The following is a 23,130-nucleotide window of genomic DNA, read 5'->3' on the forward strand; positions in this document are numbered from 1 at the left end:
TTTTTTAAGCGTTGTTTCCTAATTTATTAATGTCTTCTGAAGATATAATCACATCAGAATACTCATTTGTATTTGCTAAATGTATCATGGCTTCAGCTATGGTTTCAGCATTTACTATTTTATACTTCTTTAATTTGCCTATGAATAATGGTTGAATCACTTTGAAAATCACCAATCCTATTTTTTCTAATAGTCTAGATTCTTGTCTATCACCTCCAATTAAGGACGGTCTCAATACAAATGTCTTTTTAAGCTGTTGCTGTAAGACCTTGTGTTCCATTTCTCCTTTTGTCTTATTGTAAAAAACGTTACTATTTTTATTTGCTCCCATTGCAGAGATGACTAAAAAGATTGGAATGTTGTTGGCTTTTGAAAGCTTTGCAGCAGCAACCGGAATGCCACAATCTATTTTTTTATAAAGCGTTTTGTTTGGTGTCTTTTTGGCTGTTGTACCAATGCAGCAATACACTTCGTCTGCAGTAAAGTCATCCTTAAATTTATTGAGTTCTAAAAGATTTCCAACAAACTGTTTGACTTTATTTGGTAAACCTTCAATCTTTGAACGTGAAAACAATTTAATGGTATCGTAACGTTCGTCTTTAATTAATTTTTGAAGCACTAAACCTCCAGTTAAACCAGAAGCCCCTAATATGATTGCTGTTTTTTTCATGTTATTGACACATTTTTATGCTGCTCCAAGCAGATTGGTAAGCTTCTTCTAAATGTGTTTTATCTAAAGTAAATGCACCTCGTTTTTGAGTCATCATTAAAAATGACAATGGGTTAATAGCATAAGCATACAATATGTAATCCGAAAGTGGTTTTATAACACCTTCTTTTTTACCACGTTCCCAAAGATCGAGTAGTGGTTGTAGGTGTTTAATACCTTCTTGTCTACTTTCTTCGTCTATCATTGGAGTATTATCGCACTGTGCTAAAAACATAGCATGCTCGCATTCATTGAGTTTAAAATCTGCGATGCGTTTCCAAATTAATTCAAATCCCTCCTCAATAGGCATATTAGCCTCGTAATTAGCAAAAGCATATTTAGTGTATTCTGCTTTAACTTCAATATACGTTTGGTTAACTAAGTCTTGCTTGTTTTCAAAATATAAGTAAATAGTAGCAGGAGATACATTAGCCATTTTAGCAATCTTACTCATAGGAGTCGCATGAAATCCATTGTTATTTACGAGCTCTATTGTTGCTTTAACCAGTGCGTTACGTTTATCTATACTTTTTTGAAGCTTTGCCATTGTATTTAATTATGGAACAAATATACATTAAAAATGAACGTTCATTCTTTTTTTTAACAAAGGTTTAAGTTTCGTTAAAATAGGGGTTATTATAAGCATTAAGACCTAAGTTGAGCTTTAAGAAATAAGTGCATTACACTTATAATAGCGTTATAGATAAAGACTATTATATATTGATTAAATAATTCTTATGATACATCTTTTTATAAATGTCTTTACTAAACATGTACAATTGTGCTGGTTTTTTAGAGACACCAACTTGTTTTTCATCTAAAGGAATGATGTACTTTTTGTTAATCAGTTTTCGTCTGAAGTTACGATTATCAATCTCTATACCTAAGATAGATTCGTAAAGGTCTTGCACTTCGTTGATGGTGAATTTATCTGGAAGTAATTCGAATATAATAGGTTCTACCAAAGACTTCGTTTTTAAATCCTCATATGCTTCTTCTATGATTTGTTGGTGATCGAATCCTAATTCTGGTAATTCTCTAACAGGAAACCATTTGGCGTTGTATTTATTATTTATAACATCAACATCTTCCGTTTTTAGCAAAAAATAATAAGCTATTGTTATCGTTCTAAGGTTAAATTCTTGATTTTTAATCCAAATAAGATCCTTTTTGTTTGATAAACGATCTGGATTCCCAAAGGCCTTAAATTGCTGTTTATACTGATTTGTTAAACCTGTCAACTCCTTCAATACACGCGTCGCTGATTCATCTAAAGTTTCATCTTCATAAACGTGATATCCAGTTAGTACATAATCATCAACCAAGATTTCTTTGGTAGTGTTAGCTTCTAAATACCTTTTAATCAGTAGCACATTTAATGATTTTGTATTGGTATCATAGCCAAAAACAACACAATCTACAGATATATTAAGAATTTTATTAGGTGTCATAACATCAAATTATGTGATAAATGTAAATAATTATAATGAATAAACGTCAATTATACATTAAATTTATGTTTGTTGACGTCCTTCTAAATAAAGCTCTATATTATCAATATAGTATATTATTAAGGTAATTTATTATATTTTTATGTGTTTTGTTTGGAGTTATTCAAATATTATTTTATACATTTGAAAAATAAACGTAAATATGACGTTTGTAAATAAAGCATTGGTGAAATTGTTAAAACCATAGATCTTAATTCAGAACTTAAACTAACGGCAAACACATTGATATGTACGTTAGAATAAAATATTTAAAAAAGGCTAATTTCAATTTATAAATCATGGACGCAACCAATGACTTTCAGCAATTCGAAAACTTAGAAGAAGAACAATTACCAATTGCGAAACACAAATTGCACAATTGGACGCATTTTGCTGGTATTTATGCCGCAGAGCATGTTGCAGCAACTGAATTTGTAATTGGTGCTACTTTTGTTGCTCTCGGAGCTACCACAAAAGACATTCTATTAGGTTTGTTAATTGGTAACATTTTAGCTGTTTTGAGTTGGACATTCATTACATCTCCTATTGCTGTAGATACGCGATTAAGCTTATATACATATCTCAATAAAATTGCAGGAGACTCAATGACCAAACTTTATAATTGGGCTAATGTCATTATTTTTACGGTAATATCTGCTGCTATGATTACGGTATCTGCAACAGCTGTTAGGTTTGCGTTTAACATTCCACCACAACTTAATTGGTATCCAACTAATTCTTGGTTTGTGCTCATTGTGTTAATTGTAGGGATAGTTGTTGTATCTATTGCTATTTACGGTTTTAAAGCGGTTTCAGAATTTGCTGGTATTTGTGCTCCTTGGTTATTTGTAATGTTTACTTGTGGTGCCTTTGTGCTTTTACCTGCTTTATCTTTAGAAGTATTAGGTAAACCAATACCAAGCGGATGGAGCGATTTTGTAAGCTTAGGTGACCAATCTATTTGGACAGGAGTAAACAGTGATGGACAACCAGGTATTGGTTTAACAGAAGTGATTGGTTTTGCTTGGGCTGCCAACACTATCACGCATTTTGGGCTTATAGATATGGCCTTATTCCGTTTTTCTAAAAAGAAATCATACGGATTAACAACAAGTACAGGAATGATGTTTGGGCATTATGTGGCTTGGATTTCTGCGGGAATTATGGGAGCTGGAGCAGCTGTTATCATTGGGAAATCTATAGTAGAACTAGATCCAGGTGATGTCGCTTATTATGCATTAGGATGGTCAGGATTTGTTATTGTAATTGTAGCAGGCTGGACCACAGCAGTTGCTAATCTCTATAGAGCTGGTTTGGCAGCACAGGCGATATTTAAAAATCATTCGCGTAAAAAAACCACCATAGCAGTTGGTTTAGTAACTATGGTTGTTGCTTGTTTTCCTTTTGTATTTTCTCAAATTCTACCGTTACTTACTTATGCTGGTTTATTGGTTGTACCAGTTGGAGCTATTGTGTTTGCAGAGCATCAAATATTTCCTCGTATTGGTTACACACGCTATTGGTTACACTATCGCGAGTTAACTGTTAGTACTCCTGCAATTGCTTCTTGGGCCCTTGGTCTTGTATTTGGTTTTGGACTAAACGCTTTAAATGTGATGTCTTTCTTTTATTTATTTATACCAACTTGGATATTCACTATAGTAGTTTATACACTTTTAGCTGGTCGCTATGGTGCAAAAAGTAAGTATCCAGAAGCTGAAGAAAAAGAAAGATTACGCAATATAAACATCTCAAAATTTCAAGAGCAAAAAGCAGAAGGAGAGCAGATAATTATTAAAGATACCAGCTTTTTTACTAAACTATTAAGAGGCATTTCTTTACTTGTTTTACTTATTACTGTAGTCTTAGCTTGTAATGTTTTATTTGGAAGTTCAGATGAAGAGATGTACACACAAAATCGAGAAGTATTTTATACATATGCATTTATTTGTACATTAATATATTTTGTTACAGCCTATTGGGCTCTGAAGCGAGGAAAAATTAAAAACACCTAAATATTATGGTAAATAACATCAAACTTAGTCAAAAGAATTTAACTGAAATTTCTAAAAGAATTTCTTGTCCAACGTATGATAGAGGTAACCTAAAAACGGGCATTGTACATATTGGCATTGGTGGTTTTCACAGAGCCCATGAAGCCTATTATACCGATCAATTATTACACGATACCTCTATAACCGAATGGGGAATTTGTGGCGTAGCTTTATTGCCCTCTGACACCAAAATATATAGCACTTTAAAAGCACAAGATGGTCTTTATACTTTAACGGTTAAAGAGTTTGATGGTTCGCTTTCTAAACGTGTTATTGGCTCAATTACCGAAATCCTTTTTGCCCCAGAAAACCCAACACACGTTATTGAAAAAATGGCGAGTTCAGAGGTTAAAATAATCACTTTAACTATTACAGAAGGTGGTTATAATTACAATGAAGCTACGAAATCATTCGATAAAGAGAATCCTGCAATTGTTTATGATATAGCAAATCCTTTAGCTCCCAAAACAGTTTTTGGTTACCTAACTCAAGCTTTAAAACTTAGAAAAGAGAATGGTAGCAAAGGCATTACCATTCAATCTTGCGACAACATTCAAGGCAATGGTCATATGGCAAAAAAAATGCTTTTAAGTTATGTGCAAATGGCAGAGCCAAGTTTGGTATCGTGGATAGAGCAGAATGTATCTTTTCCAAATAGCATGGTAGATCGCATTACACCAGCAACATCACCAAATGATATTGAAAGATTAAAAAAAGAAGTTGGTATTGATGATGCTTGGCCTGTGGTGTGTGAACCATTTAAACAATGGGTTATTGAAGATGATTTTGTAAACGGTAGACCTCTTTGGGAAGCTGTAGGTGCGCAGTTTGTTGAAGATGTTGTGCCATACGAAAAAATGAAATTAAGCTTACTAAATGCAGGACATACAGTTCTTGGTGTTTTAGGGGCATTATCTGGCTATTCTACAATAGATGAAGCAGTACATGATGTTCAAATAAGTACTTTTTTGAAGCATTATATGGATACTGAAGTTACTCCAACTTTAGCCGATTTAGAAGGTGTTGATTTAGAAGCCTACAAAGCATCATTGTTACAACGCTTTGGAAATGTAAATATTAAGGATCAAATAGATAGAATTTGTTCAGAAAGTTCTGCTAAAGTTCCAATTTTTGTGTTACCAACAGTAACAACTAATTTAGAAACTAATGGATCGGTTGACTTTGCGGCATTTTTAATAGCAGCTTGGGCAATTTATAGCTTAGGAAAGGATGAAAATGGAGATGATTTAATTATAAAGGATGCTATGAAAGCCACTTTACATGATAGAGCACTATTAGCATCAAGCGAAAACCCAAAAGCCTTTTTAGAAATTGAATCTATTTTTGGACAACTCATAGCTTCTAAGCGATTTGTTGATGCATATACAAAAGCATATCAAAACTTAGTAAAATTTGGTATTAAAAAGAGTGTTCTAAATATAAATACTATTTAAATGAAAAACATAGTTTGTTTTGGCGAGGTGTTGTGGGATGTGTTTCCTACCCATAAAAAGATTGGTGGTGCTCCATTAAATGTTGCCTTGAGATTACAGTCATTTGGTAATAATGTATCTATTATCACAAGAATAGGTGAGGACTCAGAAGGAGATGGTATATTTCAATTTATAAAAGAAAATGGAGTTGCTGTAGATAATATTCAAATTGATTCAGAATTAAAAACTGGAGAAGTAGCCGTTTCATTAAATGAAGAAGGATCAGCTTCCTATATAATAAACTACCCTAGAGCTTGGGATCGTATTCAATTAACAAAAAGCGCTAAGGATGTTACTTTGGCATCAGATGCTTTTATTTTTGGAAGTCTAAGTGCTAGAGATTATAATTCTAAACAAACGTTATATGATCTATTAGAGATCGCTCCTTATAAGATTTTTGATGTTAATCTAAGAGCTCCATATTACACAAAGGACATTTTATATCATTTAATGTTATCTGCCGATTTTATTAAATTTAATGATGATGAAATTATTGATATTGCTAAGGCAATGAATTTTAAAACTGAGTCTATTGAAGACAGCATAAAATTTATAGCTAAACAGACGCATACACAATCTATTTGTGTCACCATGGGTTCTAAAGGTGCTGTACTTTTTTATGATGATACCTTTTACTATAATAATGGATATAAAGTAGAGGTTGTAGATACTGTAGGCGCTGGTGATTCTTTTTTAGCCACTTTAACGGACCAACTACTTAAAAATAAGTCACCACAAACCGCAATAGATTTGGCTTGTGCTGTTGGAGCTATTGTAGCAAGTAATGAAGGAGCTAATCCTAAACTTAACCAAAACGACATAGAAGCATTAATGACTAAAACTATTGATTGTTAAACCCTAACCTTAATTAATAGCAATTTTAGATTGGCCTTATGATTTATGCATAAGGCTTTTCTTTTTTAGTACTTTTTTTGATTCAGGCCAAAATAATAAGCACTTCAAATAACACTTTCTTTAATATACTTTGGATTTATAAGCTTTGTCTTACTGCAAAATTCATAACTACGCCAGTTATATCATAGTGTGTTTTCCTTACAACTCACTTTCTGGGATAAAAATAAGATGATAATCATAAAGTGAAGCGCTTTTGATTTTATAATTGTTAGAATATAAGCGTGAATTTTGTGATATTCATAATTAATATATTATAAAATTATATAGTTCGTAAATCGTCTTTTGCTTGTTCCTCCACTTATTAAATCTTGAATCTCTCGTAAGCTACTGATTTCGGTACACAGCAAGGTTTACAGCTAGTCATAGAAAGAAAATGAATAAATATAGTCTCTCAGAATATGATTTCTATCATAAAATAAAAAACAGTCCTCAACTAAATTTGTAGAAAATTAATCAACTTAATTATGAATATTTCACACATAGAACATTTAGGAATTGCAGTAGAAAATTTAGATGAAGCCATAAAATACTATGAACAGGTATTAGGAATGAAATGCTATTCCATAGAGGAGGTTGTCGATCAAAAAGTGAAGACAGCCTTTTTTTTGGTAGGTAATACAAAAATTGAATTGTTAGAGAGTACTTCTCCAGATGGACCAATCGGAAAATTTATTGCAAAAAAAGGGCAAGGCATACATCACATTGCATTTGCTGTAGATGATACTACAGAAGCTTTAAAAACAGTAGAAGAACGAGGTGTTACTTTAATTGATAAAACTTCAAGAAAAGGAGCTGAAGGCTTAGAAATTGGCTTTTTACATCCAAAATCTACTTTAGGTGTGCTTACAGAACTTTGTTCAAAACCAAAATAATTTGATAGAATATAATAGATAAGTAAAGAAAATTATGGCAAATCAAGATAAAATTAATGAGCTCATAGAAAAAAGAGCAAAAGCGAAGTTGGGAGGAGGAGAAAAACGTATAGATTCTCAACATGCTAAAGGTAAATTAACAGCTCGTGAGCGTATAGATATTCTTTTAGACGACGATAGTTTTGAAGAATTTGACATGTTTGTAACGCATAGAACAAAATCTTTTGGATTAGATAAACAAATATACCTATCAGATGGTGTAGTTACAGGTCACGGCACAATTGATGGTAGAGTCGTCTATTTGTTTGCACAAGATTTTACGGTGTTTGGTGGTTCATTATCCGAGACATACGCCTTAAAAATTTGTAAGGTTATGGATATGGCCATGAAGATTGGTGTTCCGGTAATAGGATTAAATGATTCTGGAGGAGCACGTATTCAAGAAGGTGTAAGATCTTTAGCAGGTTATGCAGAGATTTTTCAACGTAACATTATGGCCTCAGGGGTTATTCCACAAATCTCTTCTATTTTAGGACCTTGTGCAGGTGGTGCGGTATATTCACCAGCATTAACGGATTTTACGATAATGACAGAAGAAACAAGTTACATGTTTGTAACTGGTCCTAAAGTTGTAAAATCTGTAACAGGAGAAGTCGTAACAGCAGAACAATTAGGAGGTGCTAAAATACATTCAACACGTTCTGGTGTATCTCACTTTTTAGCTGAAAACGATGAAGAAAACTTATTATTAATTCGTAAGATATTAAGTTACATGCCTTCTAATAATTTAGAAGAAGCACCAATACTTCCATGTAATGACCCAATCGATAGGTTAGAGGATGCATTAAATGAAATTATTCCAGAAAACCCTAACCAACCTTATGATATTGTTGATGTTATTTCAATTCTTGCAGATAAAGGTGAGTTTACAGAAGTACATAGAAACTATGCTAGAAATATTTGTGTAGGTTTTGCAAGATTTAACGGAAGACCTGTAGGTATTGTAGCTAACCAGCCTAAATATTATGCAGGTGTATTAGATATAGATGCTTCAAGAAAAGCAGCAAGGTTTGTTCGTTTTTGTGATGCATTTAATATTCCTATTGTAACGCTTGTTGATGTTCCTGGTTTCTTACCTGGTACAGGACAAGAATATGGAGGTATTATTTTACATGGTGCTAAATTGTTGTTTGCTTATGGAGAAGCTACCGTGCCTAAAGTAACTATTACGTTACGTAAATCGTATGGTGGAGCTCACGATGTAATGAGTTGTAAACAATTAAGAGGTGATGTGAATTATGCATGGCCAACTGCAGAAATTGCGGTAATGGGAGCTAAAGGAGCTGTTGAAGTTTTAGAAGGATCTAATATTAGAAAAATTGAAGATGCTGATGAAAAACAAGAGTACATCGATAAAAAAGAAGATGAATATACAGAGCGATTTGCTAACCCATACCAAGCAGCAAAATATGGTTTCATTGATGATGTAATTGAACCTAGAAATACACGTTTCAGAATTATTAGAGCTTTAGAATTGCTTCAAAACAAAAAGGATATAAATCCACCAAAAAAACACTCAAATATTCCACTATAATGACACAGATACTATTATATACAGATCCAATTAGCGAAGGATACGTAATTCTTATTACCGGTTTATTAATTGTTTTTAGTGCCTTGGTAATACTTGCGCTTTTCTTTAATTATGGATTACCTATTATGCTTTATGTCTATAAAATTATTACAAAAGGAAAAGACAAAAAAATAAGTGAAATAAAGGTAAAAGGAGATAGTGATTTTACAGGAGAACTTTCTGCTGTAATTGGTGCTTCGGTTCATATGTACTTAAGTGAACAACATGATATTGAAAGTGGCATCTTAACTATAAAACAAGTAAAGAAAGCATATTCACCTTGGAGTTCTAAAATATATGGAATTCAAAATAGATTATAAAATATGTATCTAGCCTGTTCAAAATGTCATTCATTATTTTAGTAAATGATAAATAGCGAACAGCATGTGACCATAAAAACACAATAAATTAAAACACATGAAAAGTTATAAATTTAAAGTCAACGCAAACGGCTATACGGTTAATATAAAATCACACGAAGATAATGTGATTAATTTAGAAGTCAATGGTACATCTTACGATGTGGTAATGAGCACTGAAATTAAAAAAATTAAAACACCTACATTAGTTCGTTCGGCATCAAAACAGCCTGCTGCACCTTTACAAGTCACACCAAAATCTACAAAAACTAAAATTGTAGCACCAATACCTGGCGTTATATTATCTCTTAACGTAAAGGTTGGAGATACTATTAAAGAGAACGATTTATTATTAGTATTAGAGGCCATGAAAATGGAAAATAATATTATCGCAGAAAAATCTGGAGTTGTTGCATCTATAAAAGTTGAAGTAGGACAGCAAGTACTACAAGATGCTATCTTAATAGAATTAGAATAATAAATTTCAGGTAATTCATTAAAGAAAACTAATCATTATTTAAAATTAAAAAATGAAGAAACTAATTATAATATTTAGTGCTATCTCATTGCTTGTTTTTATTAGACCAGTACTTGGATTAAGTGCAAATATAGCCACTACTGATTCTTCTACATCAACCGTACAAGTTGATGCTGCAGAAGAAGACAGTATTATCGATAAAGCCTTAGATGGCATAAAAACGTTTTACAGTTATACAGGATTTGCAAATTCATCTTCTGGTAACGTTATTATGATTATCATAGGTATTGTTTTTATATATCTAGGTATTAAATACGATTACGAACCCTTATTACTAATCCCAATTGGTACAGGTGTTATATTAGGAAATATTCCATTTGTAGCTGGTAATCAAACGGGTATTTATGAAACAGGCTCGGTATTAAACTATCTCTATTTTGGAGTCGTCAAAGGGGTTTATCCTCCGCTTATTTTCTTAGGTATTGGAGCTATGACCGATTTTTCATCATTAATAGCAAATCCAAAACTAATGCTTTTAGGAGGTGCAGCACAAATTGGAGTGTTCGCTACGTTTTTGGGAGCTTTATATTTAGGATTTAACTTGCCAGAAGCTGGTGCCATTGGTATAATAGGTGGAGCAGATGGACCAACAGCTATATTTTTATCGTCTAAATTAGCAAACGGTATCAATATACTCGAAGATGGTACAACAGTTAAAAACTTAATTGGTCCAATAGCAATTGCAGCTTATTCTTATATGGCATTAGTACCTGTTATTCAACCACCATTAATGCGTTTGTTGATTTCTAAGAAAGACAGAAAGATTAAAATGAAACCACCAAGAGCGGTAACTCAAAAAGAAAAAATGATTTTCCCAGTAGTTGCTTTAATCTTAACCTTGTTTATCTCACCTAGTGCGTTACCATTATTAGGGATGTTATTCTTTGGAAACCTATTAAAAGAATCTGGAAGAACAGAACGTTTAGCAGATACAGCAAGAACAAAGTTAATTGACATTGTTACTATATTATTAGGTGTTACTGTAGGAGCGTCAACTCAAGCCGATATTTTTATCACTAAAGATTCAATGTTAATATTTGGCCTTGGAGCTATATCATTTGTCATCGCAACTTGTGGTGGTTTATTATTTGCTAAATTTATGAATCTATTCTTAAAAGGAGATAATAAAATAAATCCATTAATTGGTGCAGCAGGAGTTTCAGCGGTTCCAGATAGTGCAAGAGTAGTACACCACGAAGGTTTAAAATCAGATCCATCTAACTTTTTATTAATGCACGCTATGGCACCAAATGTTTCTGGTGTAATTGGCTCTGCAATTGCTGCAGGTATTATATTAAGTTTCTTAGGATAACGCTTTAACCATTAGTTGAAATACATAAAACACTAAATTTAAAATTATGAAAATACCAAATATAATGACAGCCAATGATGCTGTTAAACTAATAGAATCAGGAGATCGAGTATTAATTCAAGGTGGTTCTGCTACACCACAAACATTGGTGAAAGCTATGGTAGCAAGAGCACCAGAATTAAGAAATGTTGAAATAGTTCATTTACATACCGAAGGTGCAAGTGGTTACATAAATCCAGATTTAAGAGAAAGCTTTCATACCAAAGCCTTCTTTATAGGAGGAAATGTTAGAAAAATGGTAGGTAACACGGTAGATTATATTCCTATTTTCTTAAGTGATATTCCAAGTTTATTTCGTGAAGGGTATATGGATTTAGATGTGGTTTTAGTTAATGTATCACCACCAGATAAGCATGGGTTCTGTTCATTAGGTGTTTCTGTAGACATTGTAATTTCTGGTATTGAAAGAGGAAAAAAAATCATTGCTCAGATCAATCCTAAAATGCCTCGTACTTTTGGTGATGCTTTGGTACATTTAAATAAATTTGATGCTTGTGTATTAGTAGATGAAGAGATTCATGAAATGAAATTTGTAGCACCTACAGAACAAGAACAAGCCATTGGTAAAAACATTGCTGGTATTATAGAAGATGGAGCAACCCTTCAAATGGGTATTGGTGGTATTCCAAATGCGGTTTTAACTTACCTAACAAATCATAAAAATTTAGGAGTGCATACAGAGATGTTTTCTGAAGGTATTGTAGATTTAGTAGAAAAAGGTATTGTAAATGGTTCTCAGAAAAAAGTAAATCCTTATAAAATTATTTCTGGTTTTGCTATGGGAACACGTCGTTTATATGATTTTATGGATGATAATCCAGAAATTGAAATGAATGATATTGCATACGTTAATGACACGTCTATTATTCGTCAGAACCCAAAAGTAACTGCTATCAATTCTGCTATAGAAATTGATTTTACTGGTCAGGTATGTGCAGATTCTATTGGTACAAGAATGTTTTCTGGTGTTGGTGGTCAGATGGATTTTATGCGTGGTGCAGCCTTATCAAAAGGAGGTAAGCCTATCATTGCCATTACATCTACAACTTTGAAAGGAGTGTCTAAAATTGTACCTTCGCTAAAACCAGGAGCTGGTGTAGTAACCACAAGAGCACATGCCAGATATGTAGCAACAGAATATGGCATTGCAGAATTGTTTGGTAAAAGCTTAAAAGAACGTGCTGTGTCATTACGAGATATTGCACATCCTGACAGTAGAGAAGAATTAGATAAAGCTATTTTTGAAAGATTTGGAAGTAGCTTAATGATAAAATAAATTTGAATAATAGTAATTATTATGAATAATAAAAACAAACCACTTTTTTCAGAATTTCCACCAGTTTCAACAAAGCAGTGGATGGAAAGAGTTACAGCCGATTTAAAAGGTGCTGATTTTGATAAAAAACTAGTTTGGAAAAATCTAACTGGTATCAATATACAACCTTGTTACAATAATGAAAGCGAAATTATACAGCTTAAAAATACTGGTGAAAATTCACAAGCTTTAGTGAATTACCGTACGGTTCCTGTATGCTGTGGAGAAACAGGAAACGATCTTGCAAAAAAAGCAATTGAAGAAGGTATTAATGGTATCATTTTTCAATTGATAGATTCAGTTGCTGTTGCAGAGCTTTTAAAAGATATTGATTTAAACCAAATTACAGTTTCTTTTGATATCTATAATAATGCTGCAAGTTTCACTAAAGATTTGGTAGCTTATGTAAAAGGAAAAGACCTTAAAGGCTATCTTAATACAGGTCTTATTTCTAATTATGTTACAACAGGTTCTTTTGATGACAATCAAATTGAAGTGGTTGCAGAATTAGTTAAATTAACAAGCGATTTCCCAAATTTTAAAGCTCTTACCATTTCTGGAACTGAGTATTTAGATTCAGGTGCTAACCAAGTGCAAGAAATTGCCTATACCTTAAATTCATTAGTTTTCTTAGTTGAAAAATTAACAGGAAAAGGTGTTGCTGTTCAAGATGTTTTTAACAATTTAAATTTTCTTCTAGCTATTGGCCTCGAGTATTTTGTTGAAATAGGAAAATTTAGAGCATTTAATAATTTATTAGCTGAAGTTGCTGCAAAATATGGTGTTACTGAATATACTAACACTATAACTGCAAAAACTTCTATTTGGAGCAAATCAATAACAGATGCAGAGACTAATTTGTTACGTTGTACAACGGAAGCAATGTCTGCCATTTTAGGTAATGTAGATGGTGTTTTAATTGATCCTTATGATAAAGAATTTAAAAGTGCTTCTGATTTTTCAAGCCGTATAGCAGGTAACATCACCACCATTTTAAGAGAAGAATCTTATTTTGGTAAAGTGTCTAATCCGGTTGATGGTTCTTATTATATTGAAGAAGTAAGTTCTAAGATTGCAGAAAAAGCATTAGAATTATTCAAAGCCATTGAAGCTGAAGGCGGATTCTATAAAGCGTTTGAAAACGAAACCATTCAACAACAAATTGCTGAAATTCGTTTACAAAAACTAAAATTAATGAGTCAGCGTAGAACTCCAATGGTAGGTATTAATAAGTATCCTAACTTAATGGAAACTGTTGATGCAAATCTTTTATCTCAAGGAGGTACTTCCAATTCAAAAGTATTAACACCAAGAAGAGCATCTTTAGAAATTGAAGCCATGCGACGTTTTACTGAAGAATTAGTTGCTGATACTAATGTGCGACCAATAGTACAATTAGTGAGTTACGGAAATTTAACGATGCGTAAAGCTAGAGCTGCTTTTGCTTATGACTTTATTGGTGTTAGTGGTTTTGACGTTCACCAAGAAGAAAGTTTTGAAAGTGCAGAATTAGCAGCTAAACAAAGTGCAAAATCAGATTCTCATGTGGTTGTCATTTGTAGTTCAGATCAAGATTACGATGAAACAGCTGTTGACTTTATAAAAACATTTAGAGCTTTAAATACTGACAAAATATTATTGTTAGCAGGTGCTCCAAAAAATATGGACGAATTAACTGAAGCTGGTTTAGATGGTGTAGTAAATATGAGATCAGATGTTCTTGTAACACTTTCGGCTATTCAGAAAAAAGTCCAAAACAACTTAAAATCTTAAGAACTATGCAACCAGATTTTTCAGATATAAAAATAAATTCAGCTGTAAAACATACCGCTGCAATTAAAGAGAATAAAGATGTTTGGACTACTCCAGAAGGAATTCCTGTTAAAAAACATTTTACAAAAGACGATATTGCTACTGCAGAACACTTAAGTTTTTCCGCTGGTGTACCACCATTTTTAAGAGGACCTTATAGTGCCATGTATGCTATGCGACCTTGGACCATTAGACAATATGCTGGATTTTCAACAGCAGAAGAGTCTAATGCGTTTTACAGAAGAAACTTAGCTGCAGGACAAAAAGGGCTTTCAGTCGCTTTTGATTTAGCGACGCATAGAGGTTATGATTCCGATCATCCACGTGTTACAGGTGATGTTGGTAAAGCAGGTGTTGCCATAGATTCTATTTTAGATATGGAAATTTTGTTCGATCAAATTCCGTTAGATAAAATGTCGGTATCTATGACCATGAATGGCGCTGTATTACCAATTATGGCCTTTTACATTGCTGCTGCTAAAAAACAAGGAGTTGCTTTAGATCAACTTTCTGGAACAATTCAGAATGATATTTTAAAGGAATTTATGGTGCGTAATACATACATTTATCCACCATTACCTTCTATGAAAATTATTGGTGATATTTTTGATTACACCACTAAAAACATGCCGAAGTTTAACTCTATTTCTATTAGTGGTTACCACATGCAAGAAGCTGGTGCAACTGCAGATATTGAATTAGCCTATACGTTAGCCGATGGTATGGAATACATTAGAACCGGATTAAAATCTGGTTTAAAAATTGATGAATTCGCGCCACGATTATCATTCTTTTGGGCAGTAGGTATGAATCACTTTATGGAAATTGCTAAAATGCGTGCAGCACGTATGCTTTGGGCAAAAATCATAAAATCATTTAATCCAACTAATCCAAAATCTATGGCATTGCGTACGCATAGTCAAACGTCTGGTTGGAGTTTAAGTGAGCAAGATCCTTTTAATAATGTTGCCAGAACTTGTATTGAAGCTATGGCAGCCACTTTAGGAGGTACACAATCTTTACACACCAATGCATTGGATGAAGCTATTGCTTTACCAACAGATTTCTCGGCAAGGATTGCACGTAATACGCAAATCTTTATTCAAGATGAAACGCAGATGACTAAGTCTGTTGATCCTTGGGCTGGTTCTTATTATGTTGAATATTTAACACAAGAAATAGCTAAGAAAGCGTGGAAACTGATTGAAGAAGTTGAAGAATTAGGTGGTATGGCAAAAGCTATTGAAACCGGTGTTCCAAAATTACGTATTGAAGAAGCTTCTGCACGTAAACAAGCACGTTTAGATTCTGGTCAAGATATTTTAGTTGGAGTAAATAAATTTAAAACCACTGAAAAATCGAATATTGAAATTTTAGAAGTTGATAATACCGTTGTAAGAGATTCTCAAATAGCTCGTTTAAATAAAATGAAATCTGAGCGTAACTCAGAACTTGTTGCAGCTAATTTAAAAGCTCTAGAAGATTGTGCTGGTGGAGGTAAAGGTAATTTATTGGAATTAGCTGTTGAAGCGGCTGAAAATTTTGCTACTTTAGGTGAAATATCGGATGCTTTAGAAGTTCATTTTGGAAGACATAAAGCGGATACTAAATTAATAAGTGGAGTGTACGGAAAAGAAGTAAATGATGATAGTACGTTTGCAAAAGCGTTAAAAATGACTGATAAATTTGCAGAAATTGAAGGTCGTCGTCCAAGAGTTATGGTGGCAAAAATGGGTCAGGATGGGCATGATAGAGGAGCAAAAGTAGTTGCTTCTAGTTTTGCTGATTTAGGTTTTGATGTTGATATGGGAGGTTTATTCCAAACACCAGAAGAAGTAGCCAAACAAGCCATAGAAAATGATGTTCATTTTGTAGGTGCATCAAGTTTAGCTGCAGGTCATAAAACGTTAATTCCGCAATTAATTGGCGAATTAGAGAAATTAGGCCGAAAAGATATTATGGTTTTTGCAGGAGGAGTTATTCCGGCACAAGATTATGATTATTTATTAGAAAGAAAAGTTGTTGCCATTTTTGGTCCTGGAACTGTAATTTCAGAAGCAGCCATTACTATAATGGAAAAATATTTAGAGCAAGAATAAGCTTTGATTAATAGCGACGAAAAAGCCTAAGCAGTTTATTGCTTGGGCTTTTTTTATTTGTGAGTTTATGGGTTATGGTAGTTAAAAAAAATCTGCGAATATCTACGTAATTCGTGAAAAAGTATGGATAGCAACGAGAGACTAATATTTCCTTGATTAACAAGATTAAATTTAATCATCAATATTTCTTCCATACGGTATTAGCCGTGGCACAAACTTTATTGCTGCCTTCAACTTTTATAGTATGATGAAAAGCATTTTCTGTTTCAAGCCCTTTAGTTAAAGATAGTACAGTATCACCATATTGAGCTTCAGCAATAAAACGACCGTCTATAGTATGTAAATAATAATTATCTACAATTTCTTCTGGTATAGATTCTATAACCCATTGTAAATATCTAATATTATTGACATGTTTATTCATGTCTGTATCAAATCGGTTAACTCTGAATTGTTTGGTGTAATCTGCAGAATCTACTGCACTAATTTTTTTCTTGATATCATGGTTGATAGAAACGGTATTGAAGAATGACCATTGTTCTTTAATGGCATTAAATATAGGAATTGGTCTTCGTTTTTCGATATCAAAGAAAACCCATAAGCCTTTAGCTCTGCCTATTATATTTTCGTTTTCATCAAAAATAATATTTTCTCTGTAACCTTTAATAGAGGAGTAGTTTGATAGCCAAGTTCTAATGGTAATTTTCTCTTTATAACTTGGATAACGGTCCATTTGCAAAACGCCAGAAACTAAAACCCAACCAACATTCATATTAAAAAGGTCAAATAAACTATGATTAATAGCATAGCAATGGTCAGCGGCTGTTTCTTCTAATAAGCCTAGCATAATTGTAGGTGTAGCTAGACCTAATTTATTCATTTCAAAATATCTTAATTCAAATTGCTGGTCAAAATAATTATCAAATTTCATTTTGAACAATTTTTATTTTAAAAGGATTTTTTAAATTTCTCTATAATTTGTTGTGCAGCTTTAACGGGAGATATTTCAGAGGCGATAACATCTTTTTCTAAAATAGAAAGTTCTTTTTTAATATCTTTTGAATTATAAAACAGTTGTTTTAATTCTTCATTAATATTATTATACATCCATTTTATTTGTTGGTGTTTTCTGTTTTTAATGAAATAACCATTGTCATCTACTAATGTTTTAAATTTTAAAATTTCATCCCAAACTTTAGCTATACCAATATTCTTTATAGCTGAAGCTGTACTTACCACAGGACTCCAACCAGACTCAGATTTAGGAAATATATGCAAAGCATTTTGGTATTGCCTTTTGGCTAATTTACTCATGGTAATATTATCACCATCTGCTTTATTGATAACTACCATATCTGCCATTTCCATGATGCCTTTTTTTATGCCTTGTAATTCATCACCAGCACCAGCAAGCATTAATAATAAAAAGAAATCCGTCATGCCATGAACAGCAGTTTCAGATTGTCCAACACCAACGGTTTCAATTAAAATAACATCGTAACCTGCAGCTTCACAAAGCAACATGGTTTCACCAGTTTTATTAGAAACACCTCCCAAAGTATCACCAGAGGCAGATGGTCTAATGTAGGCTTCTTCTAAAATAGCTAATTCTTCCATTCTTGTTTTATCACCCAAAATACTTCCTCTTGAGCGCTGACTTGTTGGATCTATAGATAAAATAGCGACTTTATGTCCTTGTTTTACTAAATGCAATCCAAAGACTTCAATAAATGTACTTTTACCAACTCCAGGAACTCCTGTAATACCAATACGAATTGATTTACCTGAATTGGGTAAAATTTCTTGAACGATTTCTTTAGCTAGTATTTTATCACTCTCTAAATTGCTTTCAATAATAGTAATAGCTCTAGATAGAATCATTCTATCACCATCTAATATACCATCGATGTAAGCTTTTTGAGTTAGTCTATTTTTGGGTTTGTAGTTTTTCATTTTATAAGATGGAAAAGCTATGATTTATATAGAAATATCTTGTCTAACAAAGATACTCATAATGAAAAAATAAACACAAAGAAAGGGTTGTTTTTATAGCTAATATTATGATTTAAATGGAGAAGTGAAATACAATCTATTAGGTGAAAAACGAATGAAGATTTAGAGCTATTTGTGGGTAGTGAAAATGTAAAATAGCTTCATAAAAAAATGAATAATTTGTTAAAAAAAATATTAATAAAAGTAAAGCTAAATATTTAACCGGTTATAAACCATTGATTTGTAGCTTTCTCCAATGGGTATTCTTTCGTCTTTAATAATAATTCTATTTTTTTGAATGGAAGAAATTTTATTGACATTAACTAGGAACGAACGATGCACTCTTACAAATATACTTTCTGGTAATTTAGCTTGTATTTCCTTGAAACTCATTAAAGTTAAAATGGGTTTTGAATCTTCTGAATGAATTTTTAAATAATCTTTTAATCCTTGAATATGTTTAATTTTTTTAATGTCTATTTTTAAATTTTCATATTCAGATTTTACAAAGATAAAATCATCTTCGTGAGTAGAAGTTTCACCTGCAGCAGATGACACATTAAAGGAGGTATTCATACTACTTAACCTTATCATTTCTTTTACACGGTTAACCGCTTTTAAAAATCGAGGAAACGGAATAGGCTTTACCAAATAATCTACGGCATTTAAATCGAAGCCTTCTAAAGCATATTCTGGGTAAGCCGTTGTAAAAATGAAATAAGGCAGTTTTCCTTCTAATGATTTTATAAGTTCAATTCCTGAAATATTTGGCATTTCAATATCTGAAAACACCAAATCTATTGAGTTGTTATTTATAAAATCTAAAGCTTCAATAGCGTTTGTAAAGGTTTTTACTACCTCAACCTGGCTTAATGCCTGGCAATAAGATTCTATAATATCAATTGCTAAAGGCTCATCATCAATTATTATACACTTCATTATCCTTTAAATTTATGGTTAAATTAACTCTGTAATTAGATTTATCTTCTTCTATAGTTAACTCGTGATTTTTATAATATAAATGGTTTAATTGGCTTTTTATATTAGATAAACCTACACCAGAGTTTTTTTCGTCTCGCCTGTATATACCAATAATATTTTCTACGTAAAGCATCAATTTATTGTTTTGAACTACAATTTTTATATCTATGTGAGTATTTCCTTGATAATCTGTTCCGTATTTAAATGCATTTTCAATAAATGAAATTAGTAATAAAGGATAGATTTTTAAGTTTCTTGTTTCTCCTTTTATGTTAAGTTTAACAGCCTCAGAATTTTTTAGTCTTAAACGTTGTAAAGTGATATAGTTTTTTATGTAATTTATTTCCTTTTCTAATTGTACTTGTTCTGTGCCAGCTTCATAAAGCATGTATCTCATTAATTCAGATAATGTAATTACAGCCTCTGGAGCATCATTAGATTTACTTCTCACCAATGAGTAAATACTATTTAAGGAATTGAATAAAAAGTGTGGATTAAGTTGATTTCGTAAAAATTGTAGTTTAATCTCTTTTTGTTCATTTTCCATTATTTTAGACTCTCGATCTCTTTTGTAAAAGTCTACGACTAAACTAAAAATACCACCAAGTAAGAACACTGTTAACGAAAATACAATTGGGATTGCATGCCTTATACCAAAAGGACCTGCAGGCATATCTGTAGGTCTATGCATTTTTCTAAATTCATTAGCTAATGTGTTTGTGATTAACTCTTCACTTACATAATTATAGAGCACTAAAAAAGCAATGGATATTATGATGTATAAAAATAATTTTCGTCTCAGTAAAAAATACGGAACAAAAACAAGGTAATTGGCATAAAATAGAAAGGGACGCATGGCCTGCCTAAAGTATAAGTCTGTTGGAATCTCTCCTAAATCAATGTAAGCAGTTAGTAACGGAAATATACTAATGCATATCCAGACTAAGATATGTACTGTGAGTTCTTTATAGGAGATTTGCTTTATCAAATTTTAATTATTTATGTCGCAATTTAGATTTTTTCAAAATATATATTATGACTATTAAGATCCTTTTGGCTAATTACAGGGAATAAGTTTTGTGAAAGCTTGCTAACCACAAGTTTTCCTATTTTTTTAGCGTCTTCTTCAGTTTTAAAAACCTGTTTTCCTTTTACTGCAGGAATATATTCTTGACGAATAAATAAATTGTCATTAGTATAGATTTCGTAAATCCAAAAACTATCTTTTTGTTTAATCTGCAAGGCATATTCAGATTTAACTATTTCTACCTTTTCTGTATTTATGTTTTGAACATAAAAAAATAGAATGGTGAGTATAGAAATCATAAAAAATACTAAGAAGTAACTATATATTCTTTTCATCATGTTTATGTTTTAAAAAAAGAGTCAGGAATTATAAAGGATATTTATAATATCCCGACTCTAGGGTTGGTTATTAACTAGGTGTCTATTCAAATTAATAACCCATCAATCAATAATCAATCAATCTAAACAAATCTTTATATTTTAATTGTCGTCGTCATCTTGAGCTTGTGTAGGGAAAAATTCCATATTGTCATCTAAGTACAATGTTCCATTTCTTCCTAAGGCTACAAAACCACGCTCTCCATTACCAAATGAAATGGCATCTCTTCTTGCGTAAAGTTCAAATTCTGTACGTTCTACCCATTCTTCACTTAAAGGTGTGTATTCATATACTGTATTTGTACTTCCTCCGTAATCGCCACAGGCTATGTAACCTTTACCATTTATTGTAAATGCTACTGCATTAGATCGTTTAACGTAGTCATCATCATCTGTATCAATATCTTCAAGTTCTGTCCAAGTTTCAGTGTCTAAATTAAATACCCAAAAATCTTCTTCATAAACACCATTACTAATACCTGTACCTAAATAAACATCAGAACCAATAGTAAAAGTGACGCCATCTTTTCTTTTATCTCCTCCAAAGCCATAAATTTCACTCCAAGAATCAGAAGTTGCATCGTATTTCCAGAAATCTTTTTTATCACTACCATCATAACCAGTACCTACATAACCAGCGGTATTAGAGCCAAAACCAACAGTTCCGTATCTGGCTGAACCACCAAAATCTGCAATTTGTGTCCAACTATTGGTTGAAGCATTGTACTTGTAAAAATCAGACAATTCATCATTGGTATCTCCATTATAACCTGTACCCATATAACCTTCGTTATTTATTACAAAAGTCACGGCAGAACTTCTTGCTACTCCAGGTAAGTCGGACAATTGTTGCCAAGAGTTGGTATCCATATTGTAGCTCCAAAAATCTTTGTAATAATCGTCACCATCATAACCTGTTCCCATATACCCAATGTTACCAATAGTAAACGCAGAGGATCCACTACGCGCTTCTTCATTAAAACTAGATTTCTTTACCCAGTTTCCTAGAGTATCATCGTCGTCATCGTCGTTATTACAATTATAAAATACCAAAAGTATGGCACTAAAAAGCAGCAATTTTAAGGTTGATTTTTTATTCATTTTTTTCATTTTACTTATTATTTATGTTTAAACTAATTCCGATGTTTAATGATAGTGATCCACTAGAATCAAAATCATAAATGGTATGGTCGTTATTTTCTAGACTCAATTCGCTTGCCGTTAGATACCCTACATTAAAATAGGACGACCAATTGCTATCAAATTGAAGCTTATAACCCAATGATACTTTTAGAGCTTTAAATTCTAATTTTGAATCATATAATACGCTGTCATTATAAAGATTAAGACCAGATGCATTATTAGCATAAATAGATTCTGGTTGCGCTGTAAAATCGATAGTGCTTTGTGTATTAATTTTATAGAATGCTCCTGAAAGCGGAAAACCTATTTCATATCTCAATTTTTCATTGACGTTATTAGAGTACGAAATCAAAGGATAAAAGTTAGGCTTCCCAAATAATGAACCGTAACCTGCACCTAATTTTAAATGCGATTTAAGACCTTCATTATCCCAGCTTTTTATGAAATTTACTGAATAGCTTAATACAAAATCTTCACTTGTGATTTTCTCGTTTAAAGAGGAAGACAAATAAGGAGCAAAGGTTAAGTTTAAGTTCCAATTGTTTAATAATGCTTTTTTATAATTTGCAAAAACTTCTATATTATGTAATTCTTCAAATTCATTGAAATTATGATTAGTCTCATAGTCTTCAAAATCCAAACTTCTATTCGTATAATTTACACCAAAACCAATAGCAGAATGCTCTAATAAAGAGGTGAAATCTATGTTTACAGATTTATTATTAAATTGAATATCACTTATACCAGGATATATCTCATATTCTAGTGCCACCAAATCTTTTACATCTGTTGTGTAAAACATCTTTTGTCCATAAGACACAAAAGAGGCTAGGCTAAAGGCTAAATATTGTATTGCTTTTTTACTCATCGAGTACGAACATACTACCTCAAACTTTTACTATAATTATGAAATAGACCTACATACTTTTTTTGTAGACCAACACGGCGT

The 23,130-nt window shown here is 32.2% G+C and carries 21 protein-coding genes; 11 read left to right on the forward strand and 10 right to left on the reverse strand.

Annotated features, from left to right (window positions below):
• Window positions 1-4 precede the first annotated feature (4 nt).
• The 3 genes from ACJJVO_RS04640 to ACJJVO_RS04650 form a co-directional block, all read right to left on the reverse strand.
• Entirely contained in the window at window positions 5-670 is a 666-nt protein-coding gene (locus tag ACJJVO_RS04640; protein WP_405571036.1) for a nucleoside-diphosphate sugar epimerase, read from the reverse strand.
• 1 nt (window position 671) lies between these two features.
• Complete coding sequence (locus ACJJVO_RS04645; RefSeq protein ID WP_405571038.1) at window positions 672-1,256, reverse strand: TetR/AcrR family transcriptional regulator; 585 nt, start codon at window positions 1,254-1,256, stop codon at window positions 672-674.
• Between the two features lie 166 nt (window positions 1,257-1,422).
• Complete coding sequence (locus ACJJVO_RS04650) at window positions 1,423-2,160, reverse strand: NrtR DNA-binding winged helix domain-containing protein (RefSeq protein WP_405571040.1); 738 nt, start codon at window positions 2,158-2,160, stop codon at window positions 1,423-1,425.
• A 338-nt stretch (window positions 2,161-2,498) separates the two neighbouring features.
• Between ACJJVO_RS04650 and ACJJVO_RS04655 the strand changes: the two genes are divergently transcribed.
• From ACJJVO_RS04655 to scpA, 11 genes are all read left to right on the forward strand, one after another.
• A complete protein-coding gene (locus ACJJVO_RS04655) occupies window positions 2,499-4,214 on the forward strand; it encodes a purine-cytosine permease family protein (RefSeq protein WP_405571041.1) in 1,716 nt (571 codons plus the stop codon).
• A gap of 5 nt (window positions 4,215-4,219) precedes the next feature.
• Window positions 4,220-5,707 (forward strand): mannitol dehydrogenase family protein, encoded by a 1,488-nt coding sequence (locus tag ACJJVO_RS04660; protein ID WP_405571044.1) that lies wholly within the window; start codon window positions 4,220-4,222, stop codon window positions 5,705-5,707.
• Complete coding sequence (locus ACJJVO_RS04665) at window positions 5,708-6,601, forward strand: carbohydrate kinase family protein (protein WP_405571047.1); 894 nt, start codon at window positions 5,708-5,710, stop codon at window positions 6,599-6,601. It abuts the gene before it with no gap.
• 524 nt (window positions 6,602-7,125) lie between these two features.
• On the forward strand, window positions 7,126-7,533 hold the full coding sequence (gene mce / locus ACJJVO_RS04670) for a methylmalonyl-CoA epimerase (RefSeq protein WP_405571050.1): 408 nt from the start codon (window positions 7,126-7,128) through the stop codon (window positions 7,531-7,533).
• Between the two features lie 34 nt (window positions 7,534-7,567).
• Window positions 7,568-9,127 carry an acyl-CoA carboxylase subunit beta gene (locus tag ACJJVO_RS04675; RefSeq protein ID WP_405571053.1) on the forward strand — a complete coding sequence of 520 codons (1,560 nt, stop codon included), beginning with the start codon at window positions 7,568-7,570 and terminating at the stop codon, window positions 9,125-9,127.
• Window positions 9,127-9,486 (forward strand): OadG family protein, encoded by a 360-nt coding sequence (locus tag ACJJVO_RS04680; protein ID WP_405571056.1) that lies wholly within the window; start codon window positions 9,127-9,129, stop codon window positions 9,484-9,486. Before ACJJVO_RS04675 ends, ACJJVO_RS04680 begins: the two co-directional genes overlap by 1 nt.
• Window positions 9,487-9,583: 97 nt before the next feature.
• Window positions 9,584-10,003 carry an acetyl-CoA carboxylase biotin carboxyl carrier protein subunit gene (locus tag ACJJVO_RS04685; RefSeq protein WP_405571058.1) on the forward strand — a complete coding sequence of 140 codons (420 nt, stop codon included), beginning with the start codon at window positions 9,584-9,586 and terminating at the stop codon, window positions 10,001-10,003.
• 52 nt (window positions 10,004-10,055) lie between these two features.
• Window positions 10,056-11,375 (forward strand): sodium ion-translocating decarboxylase subunit beta, encoded by a 1,320-nt coding sequence (locus ACJJVO_RS04690; protein WP_405571061.1) that lies wholly within the window; start codon window positions 10,056-10,058, stop codon window positions 11,373-11,375.
• A 46-nt stretch (window positions 11,376-11,421) separates the two neighbouring features.
• The gene (locus tag ACJJVO_RS04695; protein ID WP_405571062.1) at window positions 11,422-12,711 is read left to right on the forward strand and encodes an acetyl-CoA hydrolase/transferase family protein; all 1,290 of its coding nucleotides are present in this window, start codon (window positions 11,422-11,424) and stop codon (window positions 12,709-12,711) included.
• A gap of 21 nt (window positions 12,712-12,732) precedes the next feature.
• Entirely contained in the window at window positions 12,733-14,523 is a 1,791-nt protein-coding gene (locus ACJJVO_RS04700) for a methylmalonyl-CoA mutase family protein (protein ID WP_405571065.1), read from the forward strand.
• Between the two features lie 5 nt (window positions 14,524-14,528).
• Window positions 14,529-16,661: a methylmalonyl-CoA mutase gene (gene scpA, locus ACJJVO_RS04705; protein WP_405571067.1), complete on the forward strand. Its 2,133-nt coding sequence runs from the start codon at window positions 14,529-14,531 to the stop codon at window positions 16,659-16,661.
• 178 nt (window positions 16,662-16,839) lie between these two features.
• Here the strand turns inward: scpA and ACJJVO_RS04710 are convergent, their stop codons facing one another.
• From ACJJVO_RS04710 to ACJJVO_RS04740, 7 genes are all read right to left on the reverse strand, one after another.
• Window positions 16,840-17,592 (reverse strand): acyl-[acyl-carrier-protein] thioesterase, encoded by a 753-nt coding sequence (locus ACJJVO_RS04710; RefSeq protein ID WP_405571070.1) that lies wholly within the window; start codon window positions 17,590-17,592, stop codon window positions 16,840-16,842.
• Between the two features lie 17 nt (window positions 17,593-17,609).
• Window positions 17,610-18,614, reverse strand: a complete 1,005-nt coding sequence (gene meaB / locus ACJJVO_RS04715; protein WP_405571073.1) for a methylmalonyl Co-A mutase-associated GTPase MeaB — start codon at window positions 18,612-18,614, stop codon at window positions 17,610-17,612.
• A 249-nt stretch (window positions 18,615-18,863) separates the two neighbouring features.
• Window positions 18,864-19,592, reverse strand: coding sequence for a LytR/AlgR family response regulator transcription factor (locus tag ACJJVO_RS04720; RefSeq protein WP_405571076.1), 729 nt, complete (start codon window positions 19,590-19,592; stop codon window positions 18,864-18,866).
• Entirely contained in the window at window positions 19,573-20,622 is a 1,050-nt protein-coding gene (locus tag ACJJVO_RS04725; protein ID WP_405571077.1) for a sensor histidine kinase, read from the reverse strand. The genes ACJJVO_RS04720 and ACJJVO_RS04725 overlap by 20 nt, the downstream gene beginning before the upstream one ends.
• A gap of 23 nt (window positions 20,623-20,645) precedes the next feature.
• Complete coding sequence (locus tag ACJJVO_RS04730) at window positions 20,646-20,996, reverse strand: DUF4907 domain-containing protein (protein WP_405571080.1); 351 nt, start codon at window positions 20,994-20,996, stop codon at window positions 20,646-20,648.
• Between the two features lie 144 nt (window positions 20,997-21,140).
• Window positions 21,141-22,139, reverse strand: a complete 999-nt coding sequence (locus ACJJVO_RS04735; RefSeq protein ID WP_405571082.1) for a Kelch repeat-containing protein — start codon at window positions 22,137-22,139, stop codon at window positions 21,141-21,143.
• Between the two features lie 10 nt (window positions 22,140-22,149).
• Window positions 22,150-23,049: a hypothetical protein gene (locus ACJJVO_RS04740; protein WP_405571083.1), complete on the reverse strand. Its 900-nt coding sequence runs from the start codon at window positions 23,047-23,049 to the stop codon at window positions 22,150-22,152.
• Between the last annotated feature and the right edge of the window lie 81 nt (window positions 23,050-23,130).

It is taken from the genome of Winogradskyella sp. Asnod2-B02-A (assembly GCF_045063645.1).
Classification (GTDB): domain Bacteria; phylum Bacteroidota; class Bacteroidia; order Flavobacteriales; family Flavobacteriaceae; genus Winogradskyella.

Excerpts from the sequence above, each read along its gene's own strand:
- scpA (WP_405571067.1), top strand. The coding sequence starts at position 14,529 with ATGCAACCAGATTTTTCAGATATAAAAATAAATTCAGCTGTAAAACAT.
- ACJJVO_RS04675 (WP_405571053.1), top strand. The coding sequence starts at position 7,568 with ATGGCAAATCAAGATAAAATTAATGAGCTCATAGAAAAAAGAGCAAAA.
- meaB (WP_405571073.1), bottom strand. The coding sequence starts at position 18,614 with ATGAAAAACTACAAACCCAAAAATAGACTAACTCAAAAAGCTTACATC.
- ACJJVO_RS04740 (WP_405571083.1), bottom strand. The coding sequence starts at position 23,049 with ATGAGTAAAAAAGCAATACAATATTTAGCCTTTAGCCTAGCCTCTTTT.
- ACJJVO_RS04690 (WP_405571061.1), top strand. The coding sequence starts at position 10,056 with ATGAAGAAACTAATTATAATATTTAGTGCTATCTCATTGCTTGTTTTT.
- ACJJVO_RS04720 (WP_405571076.1), bottom strand. The coding sequence starts at position 19,592 with ATGAAGTGTATAATAATTGATGATGAGCCTTTAGCAATTGATATTATA.
- ACJJVO_RS04685 (WP_405571058.1), top strand. The coding sequence starts at position 9,584 with ATGAAAAGTTATAAATTTAAAGTCAACGCAAACGGCTATACGGTTAAT.
- ACJJVO_RS04660 (WP_405571044.1), top strand. The coding sequence starts at position 4,220 with ATGGTAAATAACATCAAACTTAGTCAAAAGAATTTAACTGAAATTTCT.
- ACJJVO_RS04645 (WP_405571038.1), bottom strand. The coding sequence starts at position 1,256 with ATGGCAAAGCTTCAAAAAAGTATAGATAAACGTAACGCACTGGTTAAA.
- mce (WP_405571050.1), top strand. The coding sequence starts at position 7,126 with ATGAATATTTCACACATAGAACATTTAGGAATTGCAGTAGAAAATTTA.
- ACJJVO_RS04665 (WP_405571047.1), top strand. The coding sequence starts at position 5,708 with ATGAAAAACATAGTTTGTTTTGGCGAGGTGTTGTGGGATGTGTTTCCT.
- ACJJVO_RS04700 (WP_405571065.1), top strand. The coding sequence starts at position 12,733 with ATGAATAATAAAAACAAACCACTTTTTTCAGAATTTCCACCAGTTTCA.
- ACJJVO_RS04680 (WP_405571056.1), top strand. The coding sequence starts at position 9,127 with ATGACACAGATACTATTATATACAGATCCAATTAGCGAAGGATACGTA.
- ACJJVO_RS04695 (WP_405571062.1), top strand. The coding sequence starts at position 11,422 with ATGAAAATACCAAATATAATGACAGCCAATGATGCTGTTAAACTAATA.
- ACJJVO_RS04710 (WP_405571070.1), bottom strand. The coding sequence starts at position 17,592 with ATGAAATTTGATAATTATTTTGACCAGCAATTTGAATTAAGATATTTT.
- ACJJVO_RS04730 (WP_405571080.1), bottom strand. The coding sequence starts at position 20,996 with ATGAAAAGAATATATAGTTACTTCTTAGTATTTTTTATGATTTCTATA.
- ACJJVO_RS04650 (WP_405571040.1), bottom strand. The coding sequence starts at position 2,160 with ATGACACCTAATAAAATTCTTAATATATCTGTAGATTGTGTTGTTTTT.
- ACJJVO_RS04655 (WP_405571041.1), top strand. The coding sequence starts at position 2,499 with ATGGACGCAACCAATGACTTTCAGCAATTCGAAAACTTAGAAGAAGAA.
- ACJJVO_RS04640 (WP_405571036.1), bottom strand. The coding sequence starts at position 670 with ATGAAAAAAACAGCAATCATATTAGGGGCTTCTGGTTTAACTGGAGGT.
- ACJJVO_RS04735 (WP_405571082.1), bottom strand. The coding sequence starts at position 22,139 with ATGAATAAAAAATCAACCTTAAAATTGCTGCTTTTTAGTGCCATACTT.